27 protein-coding genes and 3 tRNA genes are annotated in these 26,605 nt (G+C 64.7%); 11 read left to right on the top strand and 19 right to left on the bottom strand.

What is annotated here, in order from left to right; genetic code table 11:
- Nucleotides 1-59 precede the first annotated feature (59 nt).
- Both AC13GI_RS01785 and AC13GI_RS01780 read right to left on the bottom strand, forming a co-directional pair.
- Nucleotides 60-1,403 carry a sensor histidine kinase gene (locus AC13GI_RS01785; protein ID WP_380654850.1) on the bottom strand — a complete coding sequence of 448 codons (1,344 nt, stop codon included), beginning with the start codon at nt 1,401-1,403 and terminating at the stop codon, nt 60-62.
- Between the two features lies 1 nt (nt 1,404).
- A complete protein-coding gene (locus AC13GI_RS01780; protein WP_025875225.1) occupies nt 1,405-2,076 on the bottom strand; it encodes a response regulator transcription factor in 672 nt (223 codons plus the stop codon).
- 143 nt (nt 2,077-2,219) lie between these two features.
- Here AC13GI_RS01780 and AC13GI_RS01775 point away from each other — a divergent pair, with 143 nt between their 5' ends.
- Together AC13GI_RS01775 and AC13GI_RS01770 are read left to right on the top strand one after the other, a co-directional pair.
- Entirely contained in the window at nt 2,220-2,987 is a 768-nt protein-coding gene (locus AC13GI_RS01775) for a MipA/OmpV family protein (protein ID WP_089240063.1), read from the top strand.
- A 40-nt stretch (nt 2,988-3,027) separates the two neighbouring features.
- Nucleotides 3,028-3,315 (top strand): hypothetical protein, encoded by a 288-nt coding sequence (locus AC13GI_RS01770; protein WP_089240061.1) that lies wholly within the window; start codon nt 3,028-3,030, stop codon nt 3,313-3,315.
- Between the two features lie 8 nt (nt 3,316-3,323).
- Here AC13GI_RS01770 and AC13GI_RS01765 read toward each other — a convergent pair whose 3' ends face one another.
- Nucleotides 3,324-3,464 (bottom strand): hypothetical protein, encoded by a 141-nt coding sequence (locus tag AC13GI_RS01765; protein ID WP_165787265.1) that lies wholly within the window; start codon nt 3,462-3,464, stop codon nt 3,324-3,326.
- A gap of 164 nt (nt 3,465-3,628) precedes the next feature.
- Between AC13GI_RS01765 and AC13GI_RS01760 the strand changes: the two genes are divergently transcribed.
- From AC13GI_RS01760 to AC13GI_RS01740, 5 genes are all read left to right on the top strand, one after another.
- Complete coding sequence (locus AC13GI_RS01760; protein ID WP_482995323.1) at nt 3,629-4,141, top strand: TlpA family protein disulfide reductase; 513 nt, start codon at nt 3,629-3,631, stop codon at nt 4,139-4,141.
- Nucleotides 4,142-4,152: 11 nt separating this feature from the next.
- Nucleotides 4,153-4,347, top strand: coding sequence for a hypothetical protein (locus tag AC13GI_RS01755; protein ID WP_025875233.1), 195 nt, complete (start codon nt 4,153-4,155; stop codon nt 4,345-4,347).
- Between the two features lie 65 nt (nt 4,348-4,412).
- Complete coding sequence (locus AC13GI_RS01750; RefSeq protein ID WP_482995322.1) at nt 4,413-4,604, top strand: hypothetical protein; 192 nt, start codon at nt 4,413-4,415, stop codon at nt 4,602-4,604.
- A 31-nt stretch (nt 4,605-4,635) separates the two neighbouring features.
- A complete protein-coding gene (locus tag AC13GI_RS01745) occupies nt 4,636-4,830 on the top strand; it encodes a hypothetical protein (RefSeq protein ID WP_482995321.1) in 195 nt (64 codons plus the stop codon).
- A gap of 261 nt (nt 4,831-5,091) precedes the next feature.
- On the top strand, nt 5,092-5,424 hold the full coding sequence (locus AC13GI_RS01740; protein WP_100464564.1) for a hypothetical protein: 333 nt from the start codon (nt 5,092-5,094) through the stop codon (nt 5,422-5,424).
- 111 nt (nt 5,425-5,535) lie between these two features.
- Here AC13GI_RS01740 and AC13GI_RS01735 read toward each other — a convergent pair.
- From AC13GI_RS01735 to uvrB, 3 genes are all read right to left on the bottom strand, one after another.
- Nucleotides 5,536-5,610: transfer RNA gene (locus AC13GI_RS01735), tRNA-Val, on the bottom strand.
- A gap of 97 nt (nt 5,611-5,707) precedes the next feature.
- A tRNA-Val gene (locus AC13GI_RS01730) sits at nt 5,708-5,782 on the bottom strand.
- Nucleotides 5,783-5,889: 107 nt separating this feature from the next.
- Entirely contained in the window at nt 5,890-7,914 is a 2,025-nt protein-coding gene (gene uvrB, locus AC13GI_RS01725; protein ID WP_099820041.1) for an excinuclease ABC subunit UvrB, read from the bottom strand.
- 158 nt (nt 7,915-8,072) lie between these two features.
- On the opposite strand from uvrB, the gene AC13GI_RS01720 reads away from it, so the two are divergent.
- Nucleotides 8,073-8,579, top strand: coding sequence for a GspH/FimT family protein (locus AC13GI_RS01720; protein WP_482995320.1), 507 nt, complete (start codon nt 8,073-8,075; stop codon nt 8,577-8,579).
- A 62-nt stretch (nt 8,580-8,641) separates the two neighbouring features.
- Here the strand turns inward: AC13GI_RS01720 and AC13GI_RS01715 are convergent.
- The 11 genes from AC13GI_RS01715 to grxD form a co-directional block, all read right to left on the bottom strand.
- Nucleotides 8,642-8,718, bottom strand: a tRNA-Asn gene (locus tag AC13GI_RS01715).
- Between the two features lie 50 nt (nt 8,719-8,768).
- Entirely contained in the window at nt 8,769-9,182 is a 414-nt protein-coding gene (locus AC13GI_RS01710) for a type IV pilin protein (RefSeq protein WP_482995319.1), read from the bottom strand.
- A gap of 25 nt (nt 9,183-9,207) precedes the next feature.
- Nucleotides 9,208-13,875, bottom strand: a complete 4,668-nt coding sequence (locus AC13GI_RS01705) for a pilus assembly protein (RefSeq protein WP_482995318.1) — start codon at nt 13,873-13,875, stop codon at nt 9,208-9,210.
- Entirely contained in the window at nt 13,872-14,363 is a 492-nt protein-coding gene (locus AC13GI_RS01700) for a pilus assembly PilX family protein (protein ID WP_482995317.1), read from the bottom strand. Before AC13GI_RS01700 ends, AC13GI_RS01705 begins: the two co-directional genes overlap by 4 nt.
- 7 nt (nt 14,364-14,370) lie before the next feature.
- Nucleotides 14,371-15,564 (bottom strand): PilW family protein, encoded by a 1,194-nt coding sequence (locus tag AC13GI_RS01695; protein ID WP_482995316.1) that lies wholly within the window; start codon nt 15,562-15,564, stop codon nt 14,371-14,373.
- Complete coding sequence (gene pilV / locus AC13GI_RS01690) at nt 15,561-16,031, bottom strand: type IV pilus modification protein PilV (RefSeq protein WP_447944887.1); 471 nt, start codon at nt 16,029-16,031, stop codon at nt 15,561-15,563. Before pilV ends, AC13GI_RS01695 begins: the two co-directional genes overlap by 4 nt.
- Nucleotides 16,028-16,546: a GspH/FimT family pseudopilin gene (locus AC13GI_RS01685; protein ID WP_482995315.1), complete on the bottom strand. Its 519-nt coding sequence runs from the start codon at nt 16,544-16,546 to the stop codon at nt 16,028-16,030. The genes pilV and AC13GI_RS01685 overlap by 4 nt, the downstream gene beginning before the upstream one ends.
- Before the next feature lie 173 nt (nt 16,547-16,719).
- On the bottom strand, nt 16,720-18,108 hold the full coding sequence (gene ppnN / locus AC13GI_RS01680; RefSeq protein ID WP_099820034.1) for a nucleotide 5'-monophosphate nucleosidase PpnN: 1,389 nt from the start codon (nt 18,106-18,108) through the stop codon (nt 16,720-16,722).
- A 253-nt stretch (nt 18,109-18,361) separates the two neighbouring features.
- Nucleotides 18,362-21,601, bottom strand: coding sequence for a TonB-dependent receptor (locus tag AC13GI_RS01675; RefSeq protein ID WP_482995314.1), 3,240 nt, complete (start codon nt 21,599-21,601; stop codon nt 18,362-18,364).
- Nucleotides 21,602-21,809: 208 nt separating this feature from the next.
- Entirely contained in the window at nt 21,810-22,607 is a 798-nt protein-coding gene (locus AC13GI_RS01670; protein WP_108264767.1) for an SDR family NAD(P)-dependent oxidoreductase, read from the bottom strand.
- Nucleotides 22,604-22,924: a Grx4 family monothiol glutaredoxin gene (gene grxD / locus AC13GI_RS01665; RefSeq protein WP_025875264.1), complete on the bottom strand. Its 321-nt coding sequence runs from the start codon at nt 22,922-22,924 to the stop codon at nt 22,604-22,606. The genes AC13GI_RS01670 and grxD overlap by 4 nt, the downstream gene beginning before the upstream one ends.
- Before the next feature lie 119 nt (nt 22,925-23,043).
- Between grxD and AC13GI_RS01660 the strand changes: the two genes are divergently transcribed.
- The gene (locus AC13GI_RS01660) at nt 23,044-23,622 is read left to right on the top strand and encodes a superoxide dismutase (RefSeq protein ID WP_482995313.1); all 579 of its coding nucleotides are present in this window, start codon (nt 23,044-23,046) and stop codon (nt 23,620-23,622) included.
- 140 nt (nt 23,623-23,762) lie between these two features.
- Here the strand turns inward: AC13GI_RS01660 and AC13GI_RS01655 are convergent, their stop codons facing one another.
- Together AC13GI_RS01655 and purE are read right to left on the bottom strand one after the other, a co-directional pair.
- Nucleotides 23,763-24,911 (bottom strand): 5-(carboxyamino)imidazole ribonucleotide synthase, encoded by a 1,149-nt coding sequence (locus AC13GI_RS01655; RefSeq protein WP_380654891.1) that lies wholly within the window; start codon nt 24,909-24,911, stop codon nt 23,763-23,765.
- Nucleotides 24,908-25,411, bottom strand: a complete 504-nt coding sequence (gene purE, locus AC13GI_RS01650) for a 5-(carboxyamino)imidazole ribonucleotide mutase (RefSeq protein ID WP_099820029.1) — start codon at nt 25,409-25,411, stop codon at nt 24,908-24,910. Before purE ends, AC13GI_RS01655 begins: the two co-directional genes overlap by 4 nt.
- Nucleotides 25,412-25,469: 58 nt before the next feature.
- Here purE and AC13GI_RS01645 point away from each other — a divergent pair, with 58 nt between their 5' ends.
- A complete protein-coding gene (locus tag AC13GI_RS01645) occupies nt 25,470-25,739 on the top strand; it encodes a Trm112 family protein (protein ID WP_099820028.1) in 270 nt (89 codons plus the stop codon).
- Nucleotides 25,736-26,587, top strand: a complete 852-nt coding sequence (nadC, locus tag AC13GI_RS01640; RefSeq protein ID WP_099820027.1) for a carboxylating nicotinate-nucleotide diphosphorylase — start codon at nt 25,736-25,738, stop codon at nt 26,585-26,587. Before AC13GI_RS01645 ends, nadC begins: the two co-directional genes overlap by 4 nt.
- Nucleotides 26,588-26,605: the final 18 nt, after the last annotated feature.

Here is a 26,605-nt window from a genome sequence, read left to right as displayed (position 1 = left end):
GCCGTGGTACGGCCTCACGCAACCATCAGGCAACGCCGTGCGGTGCTGTCAGCGCCCCACTAACGACGCACGTTGCCGCGGTGGAAGTTGACCCGGAAACTGGCGCCGCCGCCGACCGCCTCGCCCACGCTGACCGTGCCACCGTGGTGCTGCACGATCTCCTTGACCAGATGCAGGCCCAGGCCGCTGCCGCTGCCAGCGGCACGCAGGCGGTGGAACGGCTCGAAGATCGCCTCACGATCACCGACCGGCACACCGGCGCCCTGGTCGCTGACTTCCAGCAGGCCCTGCCGGTCCAGACGCACGCAGATGGTGCCGCGCCCGCCGCCGTGGACAATGGCGTTGTGCACCAGGTTGGCGATCACCCGGCCCAGTGCCAGGCCATCACCATGGATCCAGACCGGCGTCTCCGGCGCATCCACTTCGAAGCCATAGCCGGCGCCAACGACCAGCGGCGCGAGGTCGGCGGCCGCTTCGCGCACGACATGCGCCAGGTCCAGCCGCTGCAACGCGGCGATGTTGCGGTCCAGGCGCTGCAGGTCGAGCAGGTGCTCGGCGACGTTGCCGAGGCGGGCGACATCGGTCAGCAACTGCGATTTCAACTCCCCCTGCGGCAACTGCGACAAGCGCGCCTGCACCACCGCAATCGGCACCCGCAGTTCATGCGCGGCATCGGCCAGGAACTTGTCGCGTGCTGCGTAGCCCTGCTGCACCTTGTCGATCGCATCGTTGAACGCTTCGACCAGAGGCGCCACCTCGGTCGACACCAGCTGCGCGTCCAGGCGCGCACCGGGCTGGCCGATATCCAGCTCCTTGGCCTGCTGCGCCGACCGGCGCACGCCACGCATGGCCCGATGGATCACCGTCGGCATCACCAGCAGCGTGACCACGATCAACGGCAGGAAGAACCACAGGCCGATCAACCGCAGCACCATCAACGCGCCATCCAGCAGGCCGCCCTTCGGCGCCCCGCCCACCATTACCGTGATGCGGCGGCCGTCCTCGTTGCGGATCATCACCCGCGCCACGTCCAGGTACGGCGGTACCAGCGACCCCAGCTCGGTGGCACCCAGTGTCGGCAGGCGGGCCAGCAGCGGCGCGTGGATGGCAGGCAGCGTGCCGCGCTGCAGCCATGCGCCGCGATCGTCGACTGCCGCGAACCACAGGTTGCCACCGGCACGCGCATCGAGCTTCTGCCAGCGCGCTTCATCCAGCACCAGCCGGCCGCCTTCGCTGTGCACGGCGTTGGCTGCGCTCTCGGCCATGAACATGTCCATGCCCCAGGTGTCCTTGTCGCCCCACGTCAGGATCAACGCAACCACGGCGAACAACACCGTGAAAGCCTGCGCCAGGAACAACCGCCATGCCAGACCCAGCGTGATCGAACGGATCGGTCGTGCCATCTCAGGCCTCCGCCAGCAGGTAGCCGACGCCACGGATCACGTGGATCTCCACGCCTGCCCCGGCCTGCTGCAGCGCCTTGCGCAGCTTGGAGATATGCGCGTCGAGCGCATTGGACTGGATCTCATCATCGAACCCGTACACCGCCGCTTCCAGCGCACTGCGGGTGACCGTACGACCCTGCCGCATCGCCAGCGCCTGCAGCACCAGTACCTGCCGCCGTGGCAGTGCCACCGGCTGTCCATCCACCTGCGCCTGCAGCGATTCGAAATCAAACTCCAGCCGGCCCAGCCGCAACCGGGGGGTCACCATGGCCGACGGTCGACGCGATACGGCGCGGATCCGCGCCATCAACTCTTCGATCGCTACCGGCTTGACCAGGTAGTCATCGGCACCGACATCCAGCCCCTCCACCTTGTCTGACAGCCCCCCCTTGGCGGTGAGCATGATCACCGCCAAATTCGGCCGCAGGGCACGGGCGGTCGCCACGAAACCCACGCCATCACCGTCCGGCAGCTGCCGATCAAGCAGCATCAGCTGGTGCACCGGCTCACGCAGGGCGAGCGCCGCCTCGGCCAGGCTGCCAACCACGTCGGCGACCACACCCTGGCGCTCAAGCCCGGACTGCAGGGCTCGCGAGAGATCGGGATCATCTTCGACCAGGAGAATGCGCATCGGGGGCTCGGCAACCGAAAACGGAGCCGATCATAGTGCCTTCGGCGTGCAAGTGGCGCCGATGCAGCAGATTGCGCCCGCGCAATGTTCCGACAATGTTGTGCGCGCAGCATGCACCGCCATCCCCGCAAAGTAGTACGTTGATGACCTCGCTGCCCCCCGCCCTGCTGCGCCCCCTGCTGTGCACCGTCGCTCTCTCCACGCCGCTGCTGGCAAACGCGCAGGAACAGGCCCCGGGCGTACAGGCCGGCATCACCTTCGGCGCGACCACCGGCGCCTACGCGCACTATGACGACAAGCCGCTGGTGCTGCCGGCGCTGTCCTGGCAGGGCAAGCGCTTCTTCGCCAGCCCTGGCTCGCTCGGCATGAACCTCTACAAGGCCGATGGCCTGCGCGTGTCGGCCGTGGCTACGCCCTACACGTTGCGCTTCAAGACCGACGACGTGAACGATCCACAGCTGCGCCGCCTGCACAGCCGGCAGATGTCGGCGATGGTCGGGATCAACGCCGACTACAGTGCGGACTGGGGCGCGGTGGCGGCCAGCGTGAAGCGCGAAGTGAGCGGGCATGGCGGCGGTGTTGAATCAAGCCTGCACTACAGCTATCCGATCCAGGCCGGTCGCTTCACCTGGGTGCCGCGCGTGGGCGTGGTGCATTCCAGCGCGCGCCTGCTCGACTACTACTACGGCATCAGCGACGAGGAGGCCCTGCGCTCCGGGCTGGCAGCCTACAAACCCGGCAGTGCCACCTCGCCGAGCCTGCAGATCGCGGTCAGCACGCCACTGGGTACGAAATGGCGCGCGACCGGCGTGGTCGCCAACCAGTGGTTCGGTGATGCCGTCGAGGACAGCCCGATGGCACGACGCAGCAGCCAGACATCCGCTTTCATCTCGCTGATGCGCGCGTTCTGACCGAACCCGCTTCCAATCCACCAACAAGCAAGGATCCAGCATGGCCGCCGTCACCCCCACCGCCGATGCCAACGCGATCCTGCGCGCGCCGGATCTGGACAGCGCCGAGCGCGCCTACCTGGGCCTGCTGCCGGACATGGATCATGTGGACGCACTGACCCGACGTGCACTTGGCCTGTCGCGCGCTGCAGATGCGGCGCGCGGCTATGCGCTGTCGATGACACTGGTCGGCCTGCGACTGCAGGAACTGGAGATGGGCGAGCCGTGTGCGGCTCAGTATCGGCAGGCAACGCTGCGCAGCCTGCGGCAGGCCTTCACTGCTGCCTGAGCATTCCGTCAGCGGAAGGTTGTCCAGGCCAGGACTGCAGACAGCAGTGCGACCCAGATCACGGCCTTGAAGGTGCCTTCCAGCATGTTGCCGCCGAACAGCAGCTCGACGATCGGGTTCGGCCGGGAAACGGGAGCATGGTCACTCATGGTGGCGTCCTGTGGTTTGGGAACTGCGTCACCGATGATACAAAAGCTTGACAATCCTGTTGCGGTTTCCGGTATGGTCGATGCAACGCGGCGTTCAAGGATGATCGATGCTCAAGCGTGCACTGTTTCCCGTATTCGCTCTGCTGCTGGCCGCACTGGTCATCATGCTCTCCTGGCAGAACCGCCAGTTGCGGCAGGTCAACGAACAGATGGCGGCGCAGCTGCAGCAGACCCAGCTGGATGCACATGGTCTGGCAATCGGCACCCGGCCTGAACTGTTGACGCTGCGGACGACGCAGCAGGCCCATGTCGATATCGGTGGCGCCCGCGCCGTTCCGCAGATCCTCTACTTCTTCTCTACCGCCTGCCGCTACTGCCTGGCTTCGGTGCCGCAACTGCAGCAGATCGCGGCGGCGCGTGGCAGCGCCGAACTGATCGGTGTCGGCTTGCCACCCTACGATCAGCTTGCTGCGTACGCCGGCAAACACGCGCTGGCGTTTCCGATCGCTGTTGACGATCAGGGCGAGGTCTCCAAGCGCTACCGCGCCACGCTGACACCGATGCTGATGGTGCTCGCCGCAGATGGCAGCGTCGCCTACAAGCATGTCGGCCAGCTAGACACAGAGACGGTACAGGCCGTCGCCAACGCAATGAATCCGGGAAGCCACACCAACTGAAGGAGATACACATGATCGGGAAGAAAACGCTGTTCTCGTCCGTCGCCGGTATCGTCATCGTTGCTGCAATGTCATTCGGGGCCGCACAGGCCTTCGCCACGCCGGTGAAGACCGGCTTTGCACCGGGTTGCGTGGATACCCCCGGGTGCATGTTCGGCGGCAATGGCCGCGCCGGCGGCACACGCATCTGCTGCGTCGCCAACTGATTCCGCTTCGACACCGCCCCGCAAGCGGTGACCTCATGTTCCATCGCCACTGCAAGGAGATACACATGATCGGAAAGAAGAAGCTGTTCTCGTCCATTGCCGGCATCGTCGTGGTTGCCGCCATGTCGTTCGGCGCCGCGCAGGCGTTCGCCACGCCGGCCAAGGCCGGATTCGCACCGGGCTGCAAGGAACATCCCAGCTGCCCATACGGCAACGCCGGCTCCCACGGCCTGCTGGTCTGCTGCGATCCCATGTGATCCACCTCGACGCTCTGCAAAGGAGATACAGATGATCGGAAAGAAGAAGCTGTTCTCGTCCATTGCCGGCATCGTCGTGGTTGCCGCCATGTCGTTCGGCGCCGCGCAGGCGTTCGCCACGCCGGCCAAGGCCGGATTCGCCCCGGGTTGCGAGTTCACCCCGGGTTGCCCGTATGGCGGTTCAGGCGATTGGTCCGGCCCTCGCCTGTGCTGCGATCCGCTCTGAGCCTGCTTGAAGGTTCCAGCCATGTCGTGACCTGAGCCCAGGCTTCCCGGCCAACGGGGTCACTTCCGGGCACACAGGCCGGACTGCCTTCACAGGTGGCCCGGCCTTTTTCATGGCAATGACCTGCAGCTGCCCCGACCCAGCCCGGATTCATCCTTGCTGGCTCTCGTTGGCACGCACTTTTCCCGCCTTCGTCGGATACCGGTTTCACACCGCAGGCCACAGTGCAACGCTGGACTCCCTTCTCCGGAGCACCGTGCCATGCCGATGCTTGCCTTGCTGCTGTTGATGGCCGGTCTATGCAACCGCGACGCCGGCACCGGAAGCGACTCGCTGCAAATGCAGATCCTGCAGGCCGATGCCCAACGCGCCGCTCGCGAGCCGGCCACGCACGGGCAGGCGGAGCGCCAGAGCGTGCAGATCCTGCGCTTGAGTGCAGACCGCGTACTGCAGGTGGCTCATGGTCGCGTGCACGCTGAAGCGCCTGCGGGACAGCGCGGGCAAGCGCACTCCCGGGGCCTCATGCAGCTGTGGCAACGCGTGGATGGTCATTGGCAGCTGCAGCGCAGCGCCAGTGTCGAGCAACGCGGTTGACGATGACAGCAACCGGCCAGGCGCAGACGAGCGCGAATCGCAGGCACAAAAAAACCGGCCCTAGGCCGGCTTCATCGTGTCCACCGCTGCTCCGGCGATGCCGGGAACCGGTGGTGGGCGGTACAGGGTTCGAACCTGTGACCCCTACCATGTCAAGGTAGTGCTCTACCGCTGAGCTAACCGCCCAAAAATTCCGTACAGCCCGCAGGCTGGTGCTTCTACGTAAAAACCCGGCGCCAGGGCCGGGCTTTTCATCCTCACGACAGCCCCCTGGGGGACTTCGTGGTGGGCGGTACAGGGTTCGAACCTGTGACCCCTACCATGTCAAGGTAGTGCTCTACCGCTGAGCTAACCGCCCGTTTGTTGCTTCTGCAGCGCCGCGATTGCGTCGGTGCAGGCCGCGTATATTACGGACGACGGCCGGCAAGCGCAATACTTTTGTGAAGAAAAGCCGCGTTATCGCGTTCAGCCCAGGCTGGCTTCCTTCAGCTGCCGGATCTGGTCGCGTACCCGGGCGGCATCCTCGAATTCCAGGTCCTTGGCATGCTGGTACATCCGCTGCTCCAGGGCCTTGAGACGGGCGGCCAACTGCGCCGGACTGAGCGAACGGTAGTCGGCCGCCTCCTCTGCCACCCCGGAACGGCCTTTGCCCTTGCCCTTGCGGGACTCCTTCTCGGCGGCGTCCGAGCGCGCGCCCTCCAGCACGTCGACGATCGGCCGCAGGACCGAGCGCGGAATGATGCCGTGCTCCTGGTTGTACTCGACCTGCTTGCTGCGACGACGGTCGGTCTCGTCAATCGCTGCCTGCATCGAACGGGTGATCCTGTCCGCATACAGGATCGCCTTGCCGCGCACGTTGCGGGCTGCACGGCCGATGGTCTGGATCAACGAACCGGTCGAGCGCAGGAAACCCTCCTTGTCCGCATCCAGGATCGCCACCAGCGAGACCTCGGGCATGTCCAACCCCTCGCGCAGCAGGTTGATGCCGACCAGCACATCGAACTTGCCCAGGCGCAGGTCGCGGATGATCTCCACGCGCTCGACGGTATCGATGTCCGAGTGCAGGTAGCGCACGCGGATGCCGTGCTCGGTCAGATACTCGGTGAGGTTCTCGGCCATGCGCTTGGTCAGGGTGGTGACCAGCACGCGATCACCGGCCTTGATGCGCTCGTTGGCCTCGCTCATCAGGTCATCGACCTGGGTGCCGACCGGACGGATCTCCACCACCGGATCGATCAGGCCGGTCGGGCGAACCACCAGCTCGGCCATGTCCTCACCGGCCTCACGGAATTCGTAAGGGCCCGGCGTCGCCGACACATAGATGCTGCGCGGGCAGCGCGCCTCCCATTCCTCGAAACGCAGCGGACGGTTGTCCAGCGCCGACGGCAGCCGGAAGCCGAACTCGACCAGGGTTTCCTTGCGCGAACGGTCGCCCTTGAACATGGCGCCGATCTGCGGAATGGTCACGTGCGATTCGTCGATCACCAGCAACGCATCGGCCGGCAGGTAATCGAACAGGGTCGGTGGCGGCTCGCCCGCGTTCTTGCCGGTCAAGTGCCGCGAGTAGTTCTCGATGCCATTGCAGAAGCCCACCTCGGCCATCATTTCGAGGTCGAACTGGGTACGCTGGGCCAGGCGCTGCGCCTCGACCAGCTTGTTCTGCGCATACAGCTGCTCCAACCGTTCCTTCAGCTCGACCTTGATGGTTTCCACCGCCGCCAGCACCCGTTCGCGCGTGGTCGCATAGTGGGTCTTCGGGTAGACCGTGAAGCGCATCAGGTTGCGCATGGTCTCGCCGGTGAGCGGATCGAACATCGTGATCTTTTCCACCTCGCCATCAAACAGTTCGATGCGCAGGGCCTCACTGTCCGATTCTGCCGGGAATACATCGATCACTTCACCCCGCACGCGGAAAGTACCGCGCTGCAGCTCGTACTCATTGCGGGTGTACTGCAGCTGGGTCAGGTGATTGATCAGGTCACGCTGGTCGATGCGCTCGCCCTTGGACAGGATCAGGCGCAGCGACAGATAGTCTTCCGGCGCACCCAGCCCATAGATGGCCGACACGGTCGCCACCACGATCGCATCCGGCCGCGACAGCAGGGTCTTGGTCGCCGCCAGCCGCATCTGCTCGATGTGCTCGTTGATCGAACTGTCCTTCTCGATGAAGGTGTCCGACGACGGCACGTAGGCTTCCGGCTGGTAGTAGTCGTAATAGCTGACGAAGTACTCCACCGCGTTGTGCGGGAAGAACGCCTTGAACTCGCCGTACAGCTGCGCGGCCAGGGTCTTGTTCGGCGCCATGATCAGCGTCGGTTTCTGGATCTGCTGGATGACGTTGGCGATGGTGTAGGTCTTGCCCGAGCCGGTCACGCCCAGCAGGGTCTGCTTTGCCACGCCAGCCTCGAAATTGCTGGTCAGCTTGGCGATGGCATCGGGTTGGTCGCCCGCCGGCGAATACGGCGAGACAAGCTGAAAACTGTCGCTCATGGTGTTGCCAGGTCCCGGGGAAGGTAAGTATAGAGGGCGTCCGGTGACGGTCGGCTGAGGGGAAGCCTGCGTCAAAGATGGGGGGCTGGCTGATGGTGGCAGTCAAGGCCTGAAGCCAACCTGTGGCCATGACTGCGGCCACGCACCTCCCCCACCCTATGCGACTGGCACGCGGCCTTCACCTGCTGGAACTGGTGATCGCATTGATGCTGCTGTCGGTGCTCCTGGCCCTGACCTGGGCACCTTGGCAGCGCACACTCCTCCACCTGCAAGCGGAATCACTGCGCGCCGAACTGACCAGCAGCCTGGCACTGGCACGCAATGCAGCCATCACCCAGCGCCGAAGAGTGACGGTCTGCGGGTCGTCGGACGGCCTGAACTGCAGCAACGCCTGGAGCCAGGGCTGGCTGGTACGGATAGAGCCCTCGCCGTGGACGGCGGCGACTGCCACCACCGTCATTCACGTGCGTGACCGTCTACCGGTGCCTGTGCGCATCCGATCCAGCCAGCACCGACCGCATGTACAGTTCCTGCCGGATGGCCGCAATGCCGGCACCAATCAGTCGCTGCTGCTCTGCGTGGACGACAGAGAGCACAGCAGGGTGATCATCAACGTGGGCGGTCGCGTGCGCAGCGAGCGGCCACGATCTGAAAAACCGTGCTGAACGCGGCCATTGCCGGATCGGAGAACGAAAAAAGCCGCGATTTCTCGCGGCTTTCTCGAATCTGGCGCCCGAAGTTGGACTCGAACCAACGACCCCCTGATTAACAGTCAAGTGCTCTAACCGGCTGAGCTATTCGGGCGGGGAGGCGCATTCTAGACGCTCATTGCGACGGTTGCAACACCCCGCCCCTTACCAGCAGCCCGCCACCTTGGCTGCGGTGGGCGTTTTGCGACCGGCCTGATCCAGCGTCAGGGTGCCGCACTTGTCCTTGTCCTGACCCGTCCCCGGCACTGCCTGCAGCGTGAACGACGATGACGTCGCCGCACCGGACAGCGACAGTGTGTAGTACGACTTGCCATCCCGAGGCGACTGGGTGAACGGCAACGTCATCCCGTTGTACGTGTTCTGCACGGTATGGAAGCGCTCCAGCTGCTGTGCCAACTCCACCAGGTCCGCCTTGGCCTGCGCGCGCCGGGATTTTCGGACGTGCTCGCTGTAGGACGGAATGGCGACGGCGGCGAGGATTGCAACCACGGCGACCGTGATCATCAACTCGATCAGGGTGAATCCGAGGGCTGTGCGGCGGATGCTGGAAATCTTCATTCTTCAAGGTCCTGGAACTGCATCATCAGCGGATCTGGCGCCACGACTGGCGGCCACAGGGACGCGGCTTGTACAGCGGATCGGCACCCGGGCTGCGCAGCACGAACGTACAGGCTTCGGCCTCCAGCAGCTTGTCGACCGTACAACTGGATGTGGTCGGGTCGCAAGGCGTCAGCTTGGGCACGAACATGCTGGTATCCGTTACCGGCGGTCCCTGCCCCAGATCCCCGCCCTTGGTCAGCGCCACGCCCGCACAGTTGGCAGTACAGATCGAGGTTCCACCGATGGTCGAACTCAACCCACTCATGGCTCCCTGACCGGTCAACAGGTTCAGGCCGTACATCCAGTTCACGCCACCCCCACTGCCGCAGATGGCCGTACCTGGAACATAGGTCGTGAAGTACACCGTGCCACCCTGCACGTTCGGGTTGCCCACGAAGCGCTCACCTTCGATGCTGCTGTTCACCACCAGGTCCACGTACCAGCCGCGAACGGTGCCGTACACGAAACTGGTGCTGCTGATGGCACGCGCCGAGTAACCATCGGTGGCCGTAGTGGTGATGATGTTCTGCTGCACCAGGTTGGCGCGCCCGCCAGCCGCTGTCTGCAGGTTGTCCCACACACCGTACAGGCTCTGCACTGGTGAGGAACTGCTGACCGCGTTGTCATCGGCAGCGAAGTACTGGCCGGTGCCGAAGAACAGGCTGACGCCACCACTTGGGCCACGGGTGACTTCGATGCCGCCCATGATCGGCTGCGGTTTGCTGTTACGCACAGCAGTGAACAGCGGTGCCCCTCCCAGTGCGACTCCCCAGTTGGCCGGGTTGGCATCGGACAGATCGAACTTCCACAGGTTGCCCTGCATGTCGCCGCTGTAAACCGTATCCGTGATGCCGTCGTTGTTCTTCAGCGCCACCGTGGCGAGGTTGATCAGCCCGTTGCGGTTGGCGTAGGCCGCACCGGCCGGGGAGATCCTGCGCAGCACCTTGCCGGTGGCAATATCGACCACGAACAGCACGGGCTTGCCGCTGGTGGAATTGACGCCGTTGCCGAACAGCGCGACGAAGCGTGGCTGGCCGCCGGCCGTGGTGCCCGACACTGGAACCACTACCGGCTTGCCAAGCACGAAGCCCAGATCCGACTCGGTCTTGCCAGACACTTCCCACAACACATTGCTGGCACCAAAGCCGGTCGGATTGCCCACGTCGAGCGCGAACACCGAACCGTTGCTGGCCTTGCCACCGCTGGGCGCGACCGATGAACCGCCACCACCGGTGGTACCCACCAGCACGGTGCGCCAATTGCTGCCGTCGTAGACGTCAGACGATGTCAGCGGACCATCCACGTAGTAGCGGTGGCCGTACTTGGGGTTGGCCAGTTCAGCGATGTGCTGCAGCGACGACGATGGAATGAATGCCAGCTCCTCGGTCCCGGCGGCGGCGGTGTCCGAGCCGTTGAAACCATGCAGCATTCCGTCGTTTGCACCGACATAGACCATCGTCGGCGGGCCACTGCTTGCCTGCTTTGCCTTCAGATACGTGGCATACGACGTACCCAGGGTCTTCTTCCAAGGAGCCGCCTGGACACTCCAGTAGCCGTAACCGAAGTCATCACGGTTGGAGACGACCTCGGTGCCCGAGTTGACAATATCGCCCAACGGCGAGGTGCGCGTGCGGAAACCACTGATCGCCGCGCCACGCAGGTAGCTGACCAGATTGGCCGAGGTCTTGCCGGTGTACCAGTCCGGACGGGTGACCAGGCCCAGGGTAGCAGCCTTCGCGTTATCGTCGGCACCGGGTACGTTGGCCGAAGTGAACTCTGCCACCTTGGCAGCGGTAACCGTATCCTTGGCCGAATCGGTGGAGGTGGGCGCCGTCGCCATGTAGATGCGCCGGGTTGAAGAGGCGAGCTTGCTCGAAGCCCGCCAGAGCTCTGCACCGTCGGCACCGGTATTGGTCACCCGCGTAGCGATGACATCGCCGGTCCAGTCGTTGCTGCCGGAGGGTACGCGGAAATGCGACGCTACCGTGAACGAACCGGCGCTGATGCGCGCGCCCGAGCCGCTGCCACCGACCGGCGCATCGCCTTCGGCCGCACTGTCGAAGATTTCTTCCAGCGCCTGTTTCAGCTTGGTCGGGTTGCGAGCCAGGAAGTAGTTGTCCGGCACGCCCTTCTTCTTGCTGTCCCACGCCTTGCCACCCGCAGGGACACCGTACTTCGCCGCGTACCAAAGCGGGCTTTCCAGCTGGCCGGCGGCAGTGGTCGATGCCTTGTACTTGATGACCACCGGCTTCTGCCAGTTGCTGGGGAAGTTGTTGGTGGTGCTCAGCACGGAGCCGTTGGAATTACCCGGGCGCAGCGCGAGGCGCTGCACGGCGTTTGATGCATTGGAGCCAGTGATCGTATAGCCCGTCAGCATCGCGTTGCCGGCATAGGCAGACAGGTTCTCGATACGGATCAGCACTTCATCAGCGGCGACGTCATTGACCAACGTGGTCCCGATCCAATCATCATTGCTGTTGCGGGTGTAGTTGCACAGCCGGGTATTGCCGACCGCGCTGTTGCTCACTTTCGCATCGGCCCGCCAGCAGATGTTGTTGAAGGCACCCGTGTCGTTGCAGGCTGCACCCACGCAGTAGCTCAACATTGCCACGACGTCATTGTCATGATCGTTGCCCCACAGCGAATCCTCCCAGACCAGCGAGAAACTGCCGGCCTGGGCATCGGAGCGATAGGTGCGGCCGTAGACGAGGTTGCCGCCCGTGCTGTTTGCCACCTTGGTGCCGATGCCAACCGAGCCCAGGAAGCAGCTGCGCCAGCCTTTGGTGGTCTGCGTTGCGCTGCCGGAATCGTTGGCCTGGCAAAGCGGGGCCAGGCCGATCTTGCGCCCACCCACTGCAATTTCGAACTGCGGCAGATTTTCGGCCATCGCAACGGTGTAAGTCGTCGCTGTCAGCTTGTAAGAGGACGGTTTGCTCTGCACGCCCGGGCGCATATCGGTCTCGGCAGCTGCCTTGGCCAGGCCGGCCATCATGTAGCTGCCCTCCATCGACGGGATATCCGGGCATATGCCGCGCGCCTTGCTCAGGCTCGTTATGCTCCGGCCCTGGCAGATATCTTCATGGGTGTTCAGCGAAGTGCCTTTGGGGGTGTCGCCGATGCGGCCGATCATGTACGTATTGCCGGCGATGCCTTCGGCAGCGCCGATGGCATCGGTAGCCGTGGTGGCAGCGGCAAGATTGGTCACCGACCCGATATTGTCGCTGTCGAACGAGGGCAGGCCCGAGGACAGAACCAGGATGCTGCAGGTCGCGCAATAGGAGTTGCCGCCGTCCGCCGGCAGACGGTAGGGATCCTTCCACGCCACGCTGGTTGGCAGACCACTGAGATCGCCACTGTCACCGTAGACCTTGGCACCGCCCCCCACATAGCGAAGCGCTTCGGCATACATTTCCGCCAGCGGATTACCCCAGGCACTGCACTTCTGGCCACTGGTACCCGGATCGGCCAGATTTCCATTGCCGCCCTGATCCTGACGATTGAGGATGCCGTAGGTATTGCAGTCGTTCCAGTTGTTGCTCCAGTTCCATTGATCGATGCGGAAGTTGGAGATCGTGTTGATGATGCCTTCGGCACCACTGGCCAGCGCGCTGCAGAACTGGCCCGTGGACAGGTTGATCTCATCGCCTGCGGCACAGAACGTGGTGCCGTTGCCGGCGATCTTGCCGATGTTGCGACGCAGGACGCCGCCATCGCGCGGGCTGGAATACGTGCCACTGATCAGGCCGAAGCGCAGGCGCCCGCTCTCACCATAGGTCTGCAGCACGCCAGCCGGCTTGTATCGATCGATCGTGCCATCGTTGTACTTGCGGCAGTAGCTTTCACGCAGGGCTGCATTGGTCGAGCCACAAACTTCAGCACGCACGGTGTAGTCAGCCGTCGAGCGCGGCGTGTCCGCACTGCCCTCGCCGGTGCGATTGACGCCGCACTGATAGGATGCGGTGGACGCCCACTCGGACCAGTTGCCGGAAGCAACGCGCATCAGCGGCGCACCGTTGGCGCCGATGGTCGCATTGCAGAATGACTGGGTGCCGGAAAGTGGCGTGAAACTGCCGATGTCGCTGCCGCTGTAGACCTTGACCCACGCGTGCAGGTCATTGGGGATCTGCGCGCGTTCGATGACGGTCTTGTCCTTCGTATCCTCCGAACGCTGGCCGCCATAGAGCACGCCGCGCATGACATCCAGGCGGCTCATCGTCACCCAGTTGAGGAAGTTGCCCGACCAGGCGCTGCTGCAGCTGTGGCCGTTGGTGCCACCCGCGGCGGCCGACGCCTTGAACACGCCGCCAGCGTAGGCGTAGCACAGCTTGGAATCGAAGTAGCCACCGTATTCGAATGCGTCCAGATAGGTGGTGTCAAGAATGCCGTCCGGCTCGCCACCCGGCCCACCACCAATGTCGCTGTAATCGCTGTAGGCCTTGTTGAACAGCTGCTCATCGCGCGACATCACCATCATCATCAGCGGCGGCTGGCTCTGCTTGGTGTACAGCGGCTCCTGGGCGATATCGTAGTCGCCGAGCGCCGCCTGCAGCGGAAGAATCAGCGCGGCCAATCCGGCCAGCACGGCCACCCCGGCCCCGGCACGCAGCCAGGTGGCGGGACGGAGGCGAAGGAAACGACGTTCGTTGTTCATGGGATGAAGACCGTGTCGATGACGGCACTGGCAGAGGCGTCGGTGGGGGCATCACTGGCCAGGGCCGTGACCTGGTAGGTGTTTCCGGTTTCTTCGTTGGCGCGCTTGCCGGTTTTGATGCTGGAACCGGTGTTGCCGGAAGAGCATTTGTCGATGCGCCGGGTGTAGCTGGCCGCAGTCTTGGTGATCGCGTTGGCCCAGGTCAGCGGATCGTAGGTAGGGCTGCACTCTTCCTGATCAGCCAGGAAGACATTCGCGCTGTCCAGCGCTGTCTCGATGCCTGTCTCGACCTGGCGTGCACTCGACTCAGCGTTCTGGAACGCCAGGTTCGTGCGCAGGTAGTTGGAGGCCATGCGCTCCTGCATGCTGGTGACCTGCATGCCGGCGATGCCGATCAGTGCCAACAGAATGAGCATGATGAGGGCCACATAGAGCACCGCGCCGCGTTGGTGGCGGGGAGCGACGGGCCGGAATCGGTGAGCGCGCATGATGACCTCAGTTGCCGAACAGGCGGTTGCGCAGTGCGACGGTGGTCTGGTAGACCGCACGCATGCGTCCATCGGTGGGGGCGGTATAGGTGACCCCCATGGAGACCAACGCGGCGTTGGTGTCTGCCTGGCGGGCCGCTGCGGGATCCGGACTTGAGACCAGCAGGCCCACCTGCACTACACCGACCCGGCGCCAGGCCAGCCCGACGTCGCTGGGCAACGACTCCTGCACCGCTTTCGCCGTACCCTGGCGATCGATGTAACCCGAAGGCCGAGCGCCGAGACTGCGGTCCTGGCCGTAAAGCAGCTGCAGGTTCTCCACGCCCTCTACCATCGCTTCCGGGCTGGACGCCACCAGCTCGCCGTTGGGCGCCGCGCCAAAGCGCACCCGGTACAGCGAGCTTTGCTTGGTGTTCGCGTCATAGCCAACGTAGTAAACAGCGCTTTCCGCGCGATACAGCATCGCCTGGCCGAGCATGTAGCCAGAGCTGAAGGTGCGTGATCCGTTCAACTTGACGGTGTCGAAGGTGATGGTGCCGCTCGTTGCGTTGACTGCACTGGCCTGGAAAACCGTAGCCGAACCACAGTCGGCAACGCCAAAAAGACCGGGATTGGTCACGCCGCTGCGCAGCACCGGCCAACGCGCCGCCTCAAAGGTGTACACCGGCTTTTCGATGGTGCCGCCGATGGCCGTGATCGGAACGCCGTCTGGCATCAGGTAACGCAAGGCGATGATGTCGCTGCCATCGACCCGGTTGGTCAGCGCGCTGGCGATTGCCGTCGGCAACGCCGGGGTATAGGCGGTTCCGCCTGTCGCCGGCGTCGCCGTCAGCGTGAGTGCCTTGCCTGGATCGGTGCCGGTGGCTTCGTAGCCTTGAATGGAGCGCATGAAATCCAGGCCTGGATTGGCAGCGCCATCCAGGGTCGAGCGCAGCGTGGACGTCAGTTCCAGCGTATGCGCCTGGTCGTTGGTACAACCGAAATGCCCGGCCATGCGGATCTCACGCTGCAGCGTATCCATCGCGAAACGGCTGTTTTCCTGCACGCGGGCGAGGCCCTCGGACAGTTGATAGGCGGTGCGCGAGGCAGAGAAGACCTGCACCACTGCCAGCAGGATGATCAGGCCGATGACCAGCGAGATCATCAGCTCGATCAGCGACAGGCCCTGCATGCGCCGGGGAGAGAAACTGATGCGGCTCACAGGCGGGTACTCGCAGTGAAGGTGGTGTCGACCGCATCCGCCTTCCAGCGTTCGTCGCCCCAGGTGACCTGGACCGAATACTGGTTGCCATTGCGGGTGACCGAGGCTTTGCTTTCCGCGCCCAACGATTTGCCCAGGCGGCAGCGCCAGTCAGTCATATAGGTATCTTTGGCGATGGCCGTGCCGGTAGGCGGGGCGCACTTCGTGGTCGTTGCGGTGTAATCACCCACGTACAGCGGCGCCGCAACGCGGTTGGCGCGGATCTGGTCGAGCAGTTCGTAGCTGAGATTGGTCGCCTGCGTGCGGAAATTCGCGCTCTGCACGTAACGGACATTCATCGTCTGCAGCAGGGCGAAGCCCAGCAGACCAAAGCCCAGCACAAGGATCGCGATCAGCACTTCGATCAGGGTGAAACCCTGTTGCGTACGACCGGAAAATCGACGGCGTTGGTGAGCGGCACGTGTCACTTGCAGGCCTCCTTCTGCAGGCGAGTCTGCCCGGTAAGCGAGATGGACAACCTCCGCTGCAGCGGCTGGCTGCCACAATCGGTCGGACGCAGAGTGATGTCCTGCGCGGCCACGGCACGGCTGCGGCCGCGGGGATCGAATGCGATGGTAAGGGCCTGGTCGCTGACGCCCTGCATCTTCGTCCGCGCCTCTGCGTAGCGCAGCACGACCTCGCCGGCATCGAACGTGCCATTGCCATTGGCGTCGTTCCAGACCATCCAGCCATCGGCCCAGGATTTGCCATCGCAGCTGGTGCCCGCCGTGGACGCACACACCCCACCGCCATGCGTGCCACGAATGGCTTCCGATCGCGCCAACGAGAGCGCCGCCATCAACTCGTTGCTGGTGGTGGCCATCCGATTGGAGCGGATCGTGCCCTGGAAGCTGGGATAGGCAATGGTGCTCAGGATGGCCAGCACGGCAATCGTGACCATCAGTTCGACCAGCGTGAAGCCATTGGACCGGCGCAAAGACATTGGACGCTCCCCAGCGTGTTGGTGGCCACGATGGCGCACCGGCCTGCCGCCGGCAAGCGGCGGCAGGATGAACGGTCAGATCCGGGCGACGGGCGTCAAAGCCTTGACGTCCCGCCCTCCCCCGGCCGGTCCGGCACGGCCCCCGCCGCGCCGTCCAGCCGCCCTCGCCGGGCTTACGCCAGCACCTGGTAGCAGGGCTGGTACTCGCCGGAGATCTTCATCCGGCGCTGCTCGACGAAGGCACGCAGCAACGCGTCCAGGGCCTGCATCATGTCGGGGTCGCCATGGATCTGGAACGGCCCGAACTCCTCGATGCGGCGCATGCCGTCTTCCTTCACGTTGCCTGCGACGATGCCCGAAAACGCCCGGCGCAGGTCGGCTGCCAGCGCGTGCGGTGCGCGCCCGTGGTGCAGGTCCAGCGCCGCCATCGCTTCGTGGGTCGGCACGAACGGCTGCTGGTACTCCCACGGAATCTCGATGGACCAGTTGAAGAAGAACGAATCCTTCTGCGCCAGGCGGTGCTCGCGCACGCGCTTGATGCCGGAGGACATCTTCTTGGCCACCGCCACCGGGTCGCCGATGACGATTTCGTAGCGCTCGGCCGCAGCGTCGCCCAGGGTCAGGCGGATGAAACGGTCGATCTGCTCGAAGTACGGCGCGGCCACGGTCGGGCCGGTCAGGATCAGCGGGAACGGCAGGTCCTTGTTTTCTTCGCGCAGCAGGATGCCCAGCAGGTACAGGATCTCTTCGGCGGTACCGACGCCACCGGCGAACACGATGATGCCGTGGCCGATGCGGACGAAGGCCTCAAGGCGCTTCTCGATGTCCGGCATGATCACCAGGTGGTTGACGATCGGGTTCGGCGACTCGGCGGCGATGATGCCCGGCTCGGTCAGGCCGATGTAGCGCGTCACCGTCCGCCGCTGCTTGGCATGGGCGATGGTGGCGCCCTTCATCGGGCCCTTCATCGCGCCCGGGCCGCAGCCGGTGCAGATGTCCAGGCCGCGCAGGCCCAGCTCGTAACCGACCTGCTTGGTGTACAGGTACTCGTCGCGCGAGATCGAGTGGCCGCCCCAGCAGACCACCAGGTTCGGGTCACCCGGGTTGAGGATGCGCGCGTTGCGCAGCAGCCCGAACACCGCGTTGGTGATGCCCTCGGACGATTCGAGTTCGGCCGCGTAGGCCGGGCCCATCTCGATGGCCATGTAGGCCAGGTCGCGGACCACGGCGAACAGCAGCTCGGCCACGCCACGGATGATTTCGCCGTCGACGAACGCCATCGCCGGCGCATTGGCCAGGTCGATACGTACGCCGCGATCCTGCTGCGCCACCTGGATGTCGAAGTCGGGATAAAGATCGCGCGCGGCGCGCGGATCATCGGAGGCACTGCCACTGGTCAGCACGGCCAGCGCGCAGCGGCGCAGCAGCTCGTGCATGCCACCACTGGAGGCATCGCGCAGGCGCGCAACCTCTGCCCGGGACAGCACATCCAGGCCGCCACGCGGGTAGATCCGCGCGTCCTGCACCGGCAGCGTCCGCGCTGCCTTTTCATTCGTTGTCATATCCACTTTTTCTGCTTCCTTTAAGGTGTCCGACTGTACTGCCGCCCCCTTAAAAAGCAAAACGGCCGGGAAGCCCGACCGTTGGATAGGTGCGTCCCACGTTCGCCGCTTCGGGACCGCTTCGGCGGCATCTGCGCCGCGCACGTGTCTGGATGCTACGCCGATGCCCCGCCCCCCGCAAGGACTTTCGCCTGAACGGAAAACGGCCGGGTTTCCCCGGCCGTTTCCCTTTACATCTTCAGGTTCTGAAGGATCAGAACTTGTACTTCAGGGTCAGCTGCATCGACCAGCGCGACACACCGGTGTTGCCCTTGTCGTTGTTGTTTTCCTGGATGGTCGGAGTATCGGTGGCGCCGGTGAAGTTGTAGATGTACTTGCCGGTTGCCGGATCGATACCAGCGTAGCTGGCCACGCGGGAGGTGGAGTTGAAACCGTAATCTTCAATACGGCCCCACTTCTTGTTGAGCAGGTTGCCGACATTCATGATGTCCAGCGCCAGCTCACCCTTGTGCTCCTTCACGAAGCCCGGGAATTCCTGGGCAATGTGCAGGTCGAAGCTGTTCACCCACTTGGTACGGAAGGCGTTTGCCGGAGCAATCTCGCCGCGGTACTTCTCCAGCTGCGGGTTGGCGGCAAGCCAGTCGAAGAACGCCTTCTCCATCGCCGCACCGCCGGTGAACTTGACGTCGCCCGGGCCATTCGGCACGTAGAACAGGTCGTTGAAGTAACCGGCGCCAGTGGTGGCGGCGGCATCGCCGTTCATGTCGTTGTAGTAGATGTAGCTGAACGGACGACCCGAACGGCCTTCGTAGAACAGGCCCACGGTGGTGTTGTAATTGCCGAAGAACGCCTTCTTCCAGTTGATCGAACCGGTCACGCGGTCCTTGATCGCGTAGCGCGAATCATAGGCCACGTTCTCGTTGGCGGTACCGATCAGGGTGCTGCCCCAGTTGGAGGTGTTCTGCGAACTGGTCAGCGGGCTGACTTCCTTCGCCGCGGTGTAGGTGTAGGCCAGCGACCAGCCCCAGTTCTCGGTCAGCGGCTTGTTCAGGCCAGCGGTGAACTGGCGGCTGCTGCCCTTGTCGGTGTTCTTCATGAGCAGCACGTCGCCCATGTCGGTCGGACGATTGAACTTGCCGCCCGCACCGTTGCTGCCTTCACGAATGGAGCAGTTGGCGCCGGCACAGGGTGTGTAGCCCGCCGGATTCCAGTACAGCTCGCGACCGTCCTGGCCAATACGGGTGTACGACGGGCCACCAGCGTTCTTGTACAGGTCCAGACGCTCGAAGTAGATCGCGCTCTTGACCTTGGTGTACAGGAACTCAGCCGACGCAACGATGCCATACCACGGCAGTTCGTGATCGAAGGCGATGTTGGACTTCCACACCGACGGCAGTTTCAGGTCGGGCGCGGCGATGTCCACGTTCTGACGAGCACCCGCACCTGCTGCCGGAATGTAAGGCGGATTGGTGTTCGGGGTGAAGATACCGTTCTGGTTGCGGACGGTGTACTCGGTGTAGTTCAGGCCGGTGTTCTGGTAGGCACCTGCCAGCCACACGTTCGGGGCCGCGCCACCGAACAGGCCCACGCCGCCGCGCAGCTGGGTCGGGCGATCGCTGTCGAAGGTGTAGTTGAAGCCGAAGCGCGGCTGCACCAGCTTGCTGTCAGGCAGCTGGGTGTTGTCGTAGCCGTACAGCTCCATGATGCGCGGGTTGTACAGCTTCTGCGTGCCGAAGTCCGGCATGTCGACGCGGACGCCGGCCTGCAGGGTCAAGTTGCTGTTGACCGCCCAGCTGTCCTGGATGAACAGACCGGTGTTCTTCAGCGTGTACTTGGCCGGGATGTCGTCGTAGCTGCCACCGGCGCGCGGCGCACGGACGACGTACTGGTTAACGCGACCTGCAGCGAAATCGCTGAGGTTGTTGAACACATACGCGCCGTTGACGTTGCGGCCGTAGTAGTTCATCAGGTCGTTGTCGGAGTAGTCGAAACCGAACTTGACGGTGTGGTCGCCGACGTACCAGGTGGCGGCACCGAACGCGCTCAGTTCCTTGCTCTCGACGGCGTTCACGTGCGAATTCTGCTCGGTACCGAAGTACAGCGAGTCATTGCCGCTGGCGCCAAAACCACGGATCTGGATCTGCGGCAGGCTCGACGGCGTGGTGCGGATCGAGGTGTATTCCTTGTGCGAGATCTTGAACTCGGTCGAGAAGTTCTCGGACCAGTCGCTGAACAGTTCGCCCATCCAGGATTCATAGGTCTTCGGCTGCTGGTACCAGAAGCTGCTCAGCGAAACCGCGCTGTTGCTGATCTGCGGGAAGCGGACAACATTCTGCTCGAGCTTGTTGTAACGCACCGCAGCACGGTGGTTCTCGTTGATGTTCCAGTCGATCTTCAGCGCGTACTCTTCGACTTCGGTCTTGTTGGCCGGCGCATTGAGCGAACCTGCGTCGAAGCCGTAACCGGTGGCGATCTGCTGCGCACGGGCGATGTCGGCATCGGTGATGGTGCCCTTGCCGTACGGCGAATCGGTCAGGCTGACGCCCGGAGCCGAACGCTCCATCTTTTCGTAGTTGGCGAAGAAGAACAGCTTGTCCTTGACGATCGGGCCGCCGAAGGTCATGCCGTAGGTCTTTTCGTCATCGAAGCCGTTGAAGCGGACGCCTTCCAGGTCCTTGCGAACCATGTCCTTGTCGCGGTACGCGTAATACACGGTACCGCCGAAGTTGTTGGTACCCGACTTGGTCACCGCATTGATCACCGCGCCCGTACCACCGGCAATGGTGGTGTCGTAGTTGGCGATGTCGATGTTGATTTCCTGGATCGCATCCATCGACACCGGCTGACGCTCGGTCGGCAGGTTGTTGGATTCCAGGCCGAACGGATCGCCGGCACCGATACCATCGATGCGGATCGCGTTGTAACGGGTGTTCTGACCACCAACCGAGATCGCACCGTCGGCCTTGCTGACCTGCGAGATGCGCGGATCAAGGCGGATGTAATCCTGGATGTTGCGGTTCACCGACGGCAGCGAATCCAGGGTTTCGCGGTTGACGTTGGTGCCGGTGCCCATCTTGTAGGCGCTGAACAGGTCGCTACCCACTGCGGCAGCCACGACCTGGACGGCATCCAGATTGGTGGCGGCGACATCGCCGGCCAGGTTGGCGTTGACCGTGTTGACCTGGTTCAGGTTGAGGTACACGCCCTCTTCGGTCTTGGTGCCCTCACCCGGCTTGGTGATGGTGATGGTGTACGGACCACCCACGCGCAGGCCGCGCGCGTTGTAACGACCCGACGCATCGGTGGTCGCACGCGAAACGGTGCCCGATTCGGTGTGGGTGATGGTGACTTCAGCACCAGCAACAGGCGCGCCCGCATTGGACACGACCTGGCCGCCGACACCGGCAGAGGTGCTCTGGGCGAAGGCGGGAGCGGCGGCGAGCGCAGCCACGAGACCAAGGGTGAGCTTGGACATCCGGAATGGGTGAGTCATTGTTCGGTAGCCTCGATGCGAGTTGGCGATGGCGGAAAAAAAGCGCATCCAAGCAGCCTTGCGGGCGGCTGTTCGGACATTTATCTGGGGTTCCCTACCGTGAACGGCAGCTGCCGCAACGGTTAACACTAGATTAACACGCTACGCTTTCAATGTGACGGTTGTGCGACAAACGGCACCAGATCGCAACGCTATCGTGACGGGATCTTCATTCCGCCTTACGAACGTCTTCACTCGTCGATGGCGGATTGCCCGCATCGAGTACCTGCCCCCGCCACGCCTGTCCAGCGGCGGACAACAGGGTCACGGCCGCCGCAGCGGCGGCCTCCGGGCCACGCGCGGCCGGATCCTGGTCGATCGAATAGGCCCGCGCCCGCAGGGCGGTACGCAAGGGGCCGGGGTAAAGACCACTTACCCGCACCGGGCTGCGGGCCAGCTCGTCATGCAGGCTGCCGATCAGCCCGCGCAGGCCATGCTGGGCGGCACCATAGCCGCCCCAATACGCCTGCCCCACCCGTTCGGGGGCATCGACGGTGAACACAAGCGCCGCATCTTCACGCTGGCGCAGCAACGGCAGGCAGGCCTGGGCCAGCCAGGCCGGTGCGGTCAGGGTGACGTGCACGGCACGGGCGAAACTGGCCGGGTCAGCCAGCTCGAACGGGGTCAGGCCGGGAAAGTGCGCTGCACAGACCAGCAGGCCATCTAGACGTCCCAACTCCTGCGCCACGGCCTGGGCCAGTTCGGCATAGTCGTCGGGACCTGCACCTTCCAGGTCCAAGGGGTACAACAAGGGTTCCGGCCCGACCGCCTGCACCTGGGCGTAGACCCGGTCCAGCCGGCGTGGCTTGCGCCCCAGCAGGACCACGGTCGCTCCCGCCTCGGCGGCTGCCACAGCGGCGGCACTCCCCAGCCCGCCGCCGGCGCCGGCAACGAGCACCACGCGATCCTGCAACGGGCGGCCATCGAGCGCCCCGTCTGCCGGTGACGTCGATGGCCAGGCGCTCATCCCTGCGCGGCCTCTTCGACGATGCGCTTGAGCTCGCCGGCTTCGAACAGTTCCATGACGATGTCACAGCCACCGATCAACTCACCGTTGATGAACAGCTGCGGGAAGGTGGGCAGATTGGAGAAACGCGGCAGGTTGGCGCGGATCTCCGGCTCTTCCAGCACATTGACCGTGCGCAGCGCGACGGCGCCTGCGGCCATCAAGGCCTGCACGGCGCGGCTGGAATAGCCGCACATGGGGTACTGCGGGGTGCCCTTCATGAACAGCACGAGCGGGTAACGATCCACCTCGGCCTGGATTTGCTGCATTACCGCCACACCTCACTCCTTGCTTCGCCGGACGAACCAACCGCGATGGTCGGCTAGACTGCCCACGGTAGCCCCCATTGTATGCCGATGGTACCGGCTGCCGCCGCCCCCTGGCCACGAACCTGTCCATGCCCGTCGAATTGCCCGCCCTGCCCTACCTGCCCTCGTCCCTGCAGCCGCACCTGTCGGCACAGACCGTGGAACTGCATCACGGCCGCCACCATCGCGCCTACGTCGACGCGGTCAATGCCGCCATTGTCGGCACCGAATGGGAAGAAGCCACCCTGGAGGACATCGTCCGCCATGCCCAGGGCGCGCTGTTCGATGCCGCCGCCCAGGCGTGGAACCACGGCTTCTACTGGCAATGCCTGCGCCCGCGTGGCGGTGGCGAACCGCAGGGCCGCCTGGGCGAACTGGTCAAGCGCCAGTTCGGCGACGTGCAGCGCCTGCGCGAGGAGTTCAACCGCACCGCGTTGGGCCTGTTCGGCTCCGGCTGGGTGTGGCTGGTACAGCACCCGGGTGGTCAACTCGGCCTGCAGGCCACGCGCAATGCAGGCACGCCGCTGACCGGCGACAGCACCCCGCTGCTGTGCTGCGATGTCTGGGAACACGCGTACTACACCGATTACCAGAATGATCGCGCGCGTTATCTGGAAGCCTTCTGGCAACTGGTGAACTGGGAGTTCGCCGAGAGCCAGCTGCGCTGATACGGACGGGCATCCGCCGGGCATGGCCCGGCGCTACCGGCATCGCGCCGCGCCATGGCGGCGGCCCACCTTTGTGGGCACCGCCCTGGTAGCTGCCCACCTTGGTGGGCATTGCCGGCCAGTGGCCGGCACCCGTTTGATCAGGCGTTGCGCAGCGCGTGCACGGCCGGGGCCACCTGGGCCTGGCGGTCCAGTTCCAGGCCGACCTGCACCAACGCATCGGCCAGTGCACCGGCATCATCGTCGCGCAGCGTCGCGTGACCAACCTTGCGGCCGTCACGCGACTCCTTGCCGTAATCGTGCCAATGTCCACTGGCCTGCTGCAGCACCGGCGTCGGGTCAGGCATCGCCCCCAGCCAGTTCAGCATGCAGGCATGGCCCAGCATGCGGGTACTGCCCAACGGCAGGCCGAGCACCGCGCGCAGGTGGTTCTCGAACTGCGAGGTTTCGCTGCCTTCGATGGTCCAGTGACCGGAGTTGTGCACGCGCGGCGCCATCTCGTTGGCCAGCAGTTCGCCGTCGCGGCAGAACAACTCCAGCGCGAACACGCCCACGTACTGCAGGTGTTCGGCCACGCGGCGGGCATAGCCGATCGCCGCGTCGTGCTCGGCAGCGGACAGTACCGCCGGGGCCACGCTGGCCGACAGCACGCCGTCGACATGCCAGTTACCGGTGACCGGCCAGGCCTGGAAGCTGCCATCGCGGCCGCGCACAGCCACCACGCTGACTTCGCGCTGGAAGGCGACGAAACCCTCGAGGATCAGGCCGGTGCGCTCAACCTGCGCGCCCAGCGCCTGCCATGCGGCATCGATGTCCGCTTCGCTGCGCAGGCGGAACTGGCCCTTGCCGTCGTAGCCCAGGCGGCGGGTCTTGAGGATGCACGGCAGGCCGAATTCGGCCGCCTTGGCCGCCAGTTCGTCACGGCTGCGGATATCGGCGAACGCCGGCAGCGGAATACCCAACTGCTGGAACAGGGTCTTCTCGCTCAACCGGTCCTGGGCCACCGCCAGCGCGGACGGCGGCGGATAGACCGGCACGCGATCGGCCAGCCATTGCGCGCTGTCGGCCGGCACGTTCTCGAAATCAAAGGTGATCACGTCGACTTTGGCAGCGAAGTCCGCCAGTGCCTGGCGATCGTCGAAGGCGCCGACGGTGAGCGGCGCCAGTGGGCCACTGCAGGCGTCAGCCGCCGGATCATACAGTTCGAAGCGCAGTCCCAGCGGCGCACCGGCCAGGACCATCATGCGGGCGAGCTGACCGCCGCCGAGGATGCCGACGGTCAGGCTCATTGGCGCGGATCGTCGTGGGCCATCACGTCTTCGGTCTGGCGCGCGCGGAAAGCATCGAGCGCCTGGCCGATCGCCGGCTGGTCACTGGCCAGCATCGCAGCGGCGAACAGCGCGGCATTGGACGCGCCGGCATTGCCGATGGCGAAGGTGGCGACCGGGATACCAGCCGGCATCTGCACGATCGACAGCAGCGAATCCATGCCGTTGAGCGCCTTGGACTGCACCGGCACGCCCAGCACCGGCACCGCGGTCTTGGCCGCGATCATGCCCGGCAGATGCGCGGCACCGCCGGCGCCGGCAATGATCGCGCGCAGCCCGCGCGAACCGGCCTGCTCGGCATAACTGAACAACACATCCGGCGTCCGATGCGCGGACACCACCTTCACTTCGAACGGAACACCCAGGGCTTCAAGCTTCTGGGCGGCGTGCTGCATGGTTTCCCAGTCGGAGCGGGAACCCATGACGATGCCGACAAGCGGCGCGATCGGGTTGGGGGTCATTGGCCGTCACCTGCCTTAAAGACGTATTCTAGCCATCTTCCACGCAAGACGAAGAACCATGGATCGCAAGCTGCTCGACCTGCTGGTATCGCCCGACACCCGCCAGCCCCTGTCCCTGCTGGATGGCAAGGGCCTGGAAGCCCTCAACCGGGCGATCGCCGCCGGTTCCGTCAACCGCGCCGATGGCAACCCGCTGGCGCAGCCGCTGCGCGAAGCCCTGGTCACCCGCGACCGCAAGCAGGTGTTCCGCGTCGACGACGGTATTCCGGTGCTTCTGGCCGAAGAGGCCATCCCGACCGCACAGATCGCCGACTTCCCGACCGCATGAACGCGCTGCCGACGCCGGATCCAGCCGTCGTCGCGGCCGATGTCGCCCGCGCGTTGGCCGAGGACCTGGGCAGCGGTGACGTTACCGCCGCCCTGCTGCCCGACCAGCCCGACAGCGCCTACCTGCTGTGCAAGCAGGATGCGGTGATCGCGGGCCGCCCGTGGTTCGATGCCACCCATCGCGCGCTCGATGCCGACGTGCAGATCGAGTGGCGGGTAGCCGAAGGCGACAATGTCAGCGCCGGTACCGTGCTGGCGCTGCTGCATGGGCGCAGCCGCAGTCTGGTCAGCGCCGAACGCACCTCGCTGAATTTCCTGCAGACCCTGTCCGGCACCGCCACCACCACAGCCCGCTATGTGGCTGCGGTGGAAGGGACAGGCACGCGCATCCTCGATACCCGCAAGACCCTGCCCGGCCTGCGCCTGGCGCAGAAGTACGCGGTGCGTTGCGGCGGCGGCGACAACCACCGCTTCGGCCTGTACGACACGGTGATGCTGAAAGAGAACCACATCCGTGCCGCCGGCTCCCTGGCTGCCGCGGTGTCGGCGGCCCGCCAGCAATGGCCACAGCTGCCGCTGGTGGTCGAGGTCGAGGACCTCGAACAGTTGCGGCAGGCGCTGCAGGCCGGCTGTGAACGCATCCTGCTGGACGACTTCAGCCCAGAACTGCGGCGCGAAGCGGTGCGCATCACCGAAGGCCGCATTCCACTGGAAGTGTCCGGCAGCGTCGGCCTCGGTGGCCTGCGCTCGATCGCCGAAGATGGCGTGGACTGCATTTCCATCGGCGGCCTGACCAAGCACGTGCAGGCCATCGATCTCTCACTGAAACTGGGTCCGCCACCGGGTTGATGCCGGGGACGCGGGCCT

Source organism: Stenotrophomonas sp. 82F1 (assembly GCF_056861525.1).
The sequence above is the reverse complement of the archived record's forward strand: the minus strand, read 5'-3'. Positions and strand labels throughout refer to the sequence as shown.